The 4043-nt window shown below is 41.6% G+C and carries 3 protein-coding genes; 1 reads left to right on the top strand and 2 read right to left on the bottom strand.

The genetic code is table 11. The features are described from left to right. Positions 1-593: 593 nt before the first annotated feature. Both ABFQ95_07910 and ABFQ95_07905 read right to left on the bottom strand, forming a co-directional pair. Positions 594-2279 carry a cation:proton antiporter gene (locus ABFQ95_07910; protein MEN8237446.1) on the bottom strand — a complete coding sequence of 562 codons (1686 nt, stop codon included), beginning with the start codon at positions 2277-2279 and terminating at the stop codon, positions 594-596. Positions 2280-2442: 163 nt separating this feature from the next. After that, a complete protein-coding gene (locus ABFQ95_07905; protein ID MEN8237445.1) occupies positions 2443-2805 on the bottom strand; it encodes a hypothetical protein in 363 nt (120 codons plus the stop codon). Positions 2806-3228: 423 nt separating this feature from the next. On the opposite strand from ABFQ95_07905, the gene ABFQ95_07900 reads away from it, so the two are divergent. Next, positions 3229-3849: a hypothetical protein gene (locus tag ABFQ95_07900; protein ID MEN8237444.1), complete on the top strand. Its 621-nt coding sequence runs from the start codon at positions 3229-3231 to the stop codon at positions 3847-3849. Positions 3850-4043: the final 194 nt, after the last annotated feature.

Here is a 4043-nt window from a genome sequence, read left to right as displayed (position 1 = left end):
AGCTCCGGAGCCCCCCACAAGCTTAGACAATAGCAACTCTACATTACATCCTACTCCAAAAGGCAGCCAAGCGGCAGCATCTTGCAAGCACACGTTTGCACTGGCAAAACGAAATAAGAACGCGTATATTGTCACTATCATTGGTTTGATCCTCTTAAGATCAGCCGGTGGTAGCGGTAGAGGTGTGTGTCTGCACCCTCTATCGCGTAAGATACAGATTAAGCTAAAATTTTTCTAAAATCAATAGTAAAAAGCAAAAAAAAAACAATTATTCTCAATTTTCAACGAAGCCACTGAAACCAAAAGATTTTTCAAGAGAAAAGTTTTTGGCTCTTTTGAAAAACATCTGGGGGCTCATTGCCGCCCCCACGAACTTCCAACAAACAAGCAGTAAAAAGAAAAGTAAAATGGGATAAGAATAAATCATTTAAAACAATGATTTATTTACTTGCAGGAGATTCAGATTTTAACAAACTCAATACACACTGCTCACCGACATAAAATTTGACTTACCCACTCATTTTTCAAAAGAGCCAAGTTTTTCAAATTGGGATCACTTTTTTTCGAGTTGCTGATGTTGCGATGCTTGTCTATTAAAGCTTGCTTTGCCTTAAGATCTCTCGTATCTCTTGTTTAGAAAAGTCGAACTTGGACAACACGGCTTTGGCTAAACCAAGACTGGTTTCTTGCTCTTGAGAGACCACGAAATGCGCCCCGGCATTTAAGAATGCTTTTATTTGACTGTTCTTGATACATTTACAAATGATAGAGACTTGCTTGTAGCGTTGCTGGATTTGCTTGATAATACCCAAAGATTCTTCTTCCGAGCTAAGGGTTAAGATGATGGCTGTTGCTTCTTCGATTCCCGCGGCTTTTAACAGATCGTACTGCTTAGCGTTACCATAGATAATCGGGCAGCCAATCTGCTTTGCATACTGGATAACTTTGCTGTTGGTATCGAGAGCCACATAGGGAATCTTGAGTTGATCCAAGACTTTGGCAGTTGCATGACCAATTTCAGAAAAGCCACAAATAATCACATGCTCCCTAAGACCTGTGGGGATAAGTTCTGCTTCAGGCAGTACAACAGCTCTTGTCTTTAAAAACGGAAAAATGAATTGTGCAATGCCGTCAACAAATGTGGCTAAACACCGGTGATAGTGGATCAACAGGGAAGAGACGGCAATACTCATTAACAAAGCGCCCAAGACCACTTCACTATAGTCAGGTGGCAAGACATTGTACCGGCTGGCCAGAAACAAAATGCTAAAACCAAACTCACTGCCTTGGGCCAGAATGATACCAGTTTGCAGTGATATGCTGCGATGCAAGCCAAATAACAAACCAAGTATTGAGATTAATACCGCTTTGAACACCACCAGGGCAGAAAATAGTAGGAATATCCATGGCCAGGTTTCAGGAATTTTAACAATTTCAAACTCCATGCCGATTGATATAAAAAAGAGCGCCAGCAACACATCCCTAAAGGGGCGCATTTCAACATCCAGTTGATGCCGAAACTCGGTTTCAGCTAGCAACACACCCGCCACAAACGATCCCAGGGCATGGGATAAACCAAGCATGTGTGAAAACCAAGCTGATCCAAGAACCACCAAAAGTGCCACAAAGGTAAACAATTCACTGGACCCAGTTTCAGCAATGCGGTGGAAGAGTGGCCTTAAAATCCAACGCCCAAGTCCTAAAATGATAACGATGGCCAACACACCCTTGGCCAGGGAAAAAATAAGCACGACGCCTAAGTACTGAGTCACAAGGCTTGGAATAATCACCAGAAAAGGAATCACAGCCAAATCCTGGAACAACAAAATGCCAATGGCATTGTATCCTTGCTGTGAGCGCAGATCGCCCTGATCCGACAATTGCTTGAGTACCAGGGTGGTGGAAGAGGTGGCAATCACTCCTGAGATGACAATGGATTGGGCCAGGGTGAGACCAATCCAATTTCCAACCAACAAAGTGGCCAGGATACAAAACAAGACTTGCAGCCCACCATAGCCAAAAACCAAATGCGACATGGAAAACAGTCGGCGCCAGGAAAATTTGAGCCCGATGGTAAATAGCAACAAAACAATACCGAATTCAGCCACATGCCGGATTACTTTGGCATCAACGATCCATCCAAGTACATGAGGGCCCACAAAGACCCCTATAACGATATAGCCCAACAAAATCGGCAGCTTTAAACGCCAAAACACCCAGGACGTTGCAACCACAATACCTAACAGCATTAAAATGGCTTTAATGGAATCTAAGGGCATGCGGATTTCCAATTATGTTATTTTTTGCCTAAGATTATGTTACGCGATGTAGGAGAAGTGTGAAAGGGGGGGATGACCCTTTGCAAAAAATTCATAAGTTCAAAGGAGTAGAGTAGGGGAGTGCTTGGTGGAGAACTCCCCATTTTTCTATATTTCGTATCGCTTACTGTGGCGGAAGGGAACTGCCTTTGTCGTGGCTATATTCAGCAGTGAGATCATCGCCGTTTAGTCTGGCAACAGCACCACTTCTTGAGACATGCCTTGATTGTGGAGGAAGGGAACTACCCTTGTCATGACTATACTCGGATGTGAGATCATTGCCATTTAATGCGTTATCATCAGCACTATGTCCTGAGGTGGATTTTGATTGTGGCGGAAGGGAACCGCCCTTGTCGTGGCTATGTTCGGATGTGAGATCGTCGCCATTTAAGACGGCATCGTAAACATGAGCAAAAGAATTGTGTGCATATGCTATAGTCAAAGTCAACGCTCCCACAAGCAAAGAAGTCTGAGTTTTGTTAATCATAACGATGTTCCTTTTTTTTTAATTTATCACCATGGTTATGATATCATTTTTATGTTAATGTATCAAACTTTGGATATGAAATAACTGCACTTTCTACCCACGGGCCGTCATCCTGAACGCTGATTTTCCGAACGTGCGACTGTAAGTCGCGCGAATTGGAAAATCTTTGCGATTCAGGATCCAATTATTTTATAAACAACAGGGTCATTTGTTGTATCTTCTCCACATCTCCGGGTAAATAGCTCTGTTGGCGAAAAATTATCACCAGAAATCAACGGATTAGAATCGGAAAATTCAGATTTACCCGGAGATATGGAGAAGATACGTTAAATCTTAATGATTAATTAAGGTTATTCCAATACAATGAAAATATAATAATAATAAAAATAGATATTTGTGTTTAAAATCAAAAGGAGAATTAAAATGAGAATTTTTTATTATTTTATAGCAATCGTAATGGTGACGTTCCTCAATTTTCAACAAAGCACGGCTACTGAAATATCTGATAAACCCCTTGTAGAGTTGTATAAAGAATTAGTCACGGAGGTAGGAAACTTAGAAATTGATGCAAATAGGTTACGTTCGATAAAACAAATTTTTGTAGATCGAGGCGTTACCCAAGATAACGTAGTTAATATTGGCATGATTCAGGTCTTAAAGCAGGCTGCTCAGGTCCATCGATTCGAGACGTTAACTGCGGATCAAGTACTCCAAATAGCTATTGCTCAACGCATAAATGGAAATATTAATAACTCCTTTGAATTTCGTAAAATAGGAGGCCAAGAGGAATCTCCTCTACTATTTGAATATCCAGCTCCGGGAGGTAAATATTATAGTGTTACTGTGTATAGTGTATTTGATGCAATACTAAAACATCATGATGTAGTTTTCAAAGATATGTCTGCTGGTCGCAACGCCGTACTTTTAGTGTTTAAGATGGAGGGTGCGTTGAAAGAAGCAATTAAGATGGCAAAAACAGGGCGCACTTCAACCACAGCAGAACCTAAAGGAAAAGGCGAGGAGCTTCAAAGAAGGAGAAGATAACTCTGTAAAATAACCTGAGTTTTGGATAAGAGGTACTTTGATCCGTCTTGGCCGTCATGCCGGAAGCCGATTTTGTCCAACGCTGCCTATGTGCTCATGATAGTGGGCATATAGGGCGTTGGGCACAAAATCGAGCTATCCGGTATCCAATTATTTTTTCCCTCAAAACTAAAAAACTGGATCCCGGCTCACTC

It is taken from the genome of Pseudomonadota bacterium, assembly GCA_039714795.1.
GTDB lineage: Bacteria > Pseudomonadota > Alphaproteobacteria > JAGOMX01 > JAGOMX01 > JBDLIP01.
This window is presented reverse-complemented; position numbering and strand designations above follow the sequence as displayed.

Bases quoted from the DNA above. Each gene is read 5' to 3' on its own strand.
- ABFQ95_07900 (MEN8237444.1), top strand. From the start codon at position 3,229: ATGAGAATTTTTTATTATTTTATAGCAATCGTAATGGTGACGTTCCTC.
- ABFQ95_07905 (MEN8237445.1), bottom strand. From the start codon at position 2,805: ATGATTAACAAAACTCAGACTTCTTTGCTTGTGGGAGCGTTGACTTTG.
- ABFQ95_07910 (MEN8237446.1), bottom strand. From the start codon at position 2,279: ATGCCCTTAGATTCCATTAAAGCCATTTTAATGCTGTTAGGTATTGTG.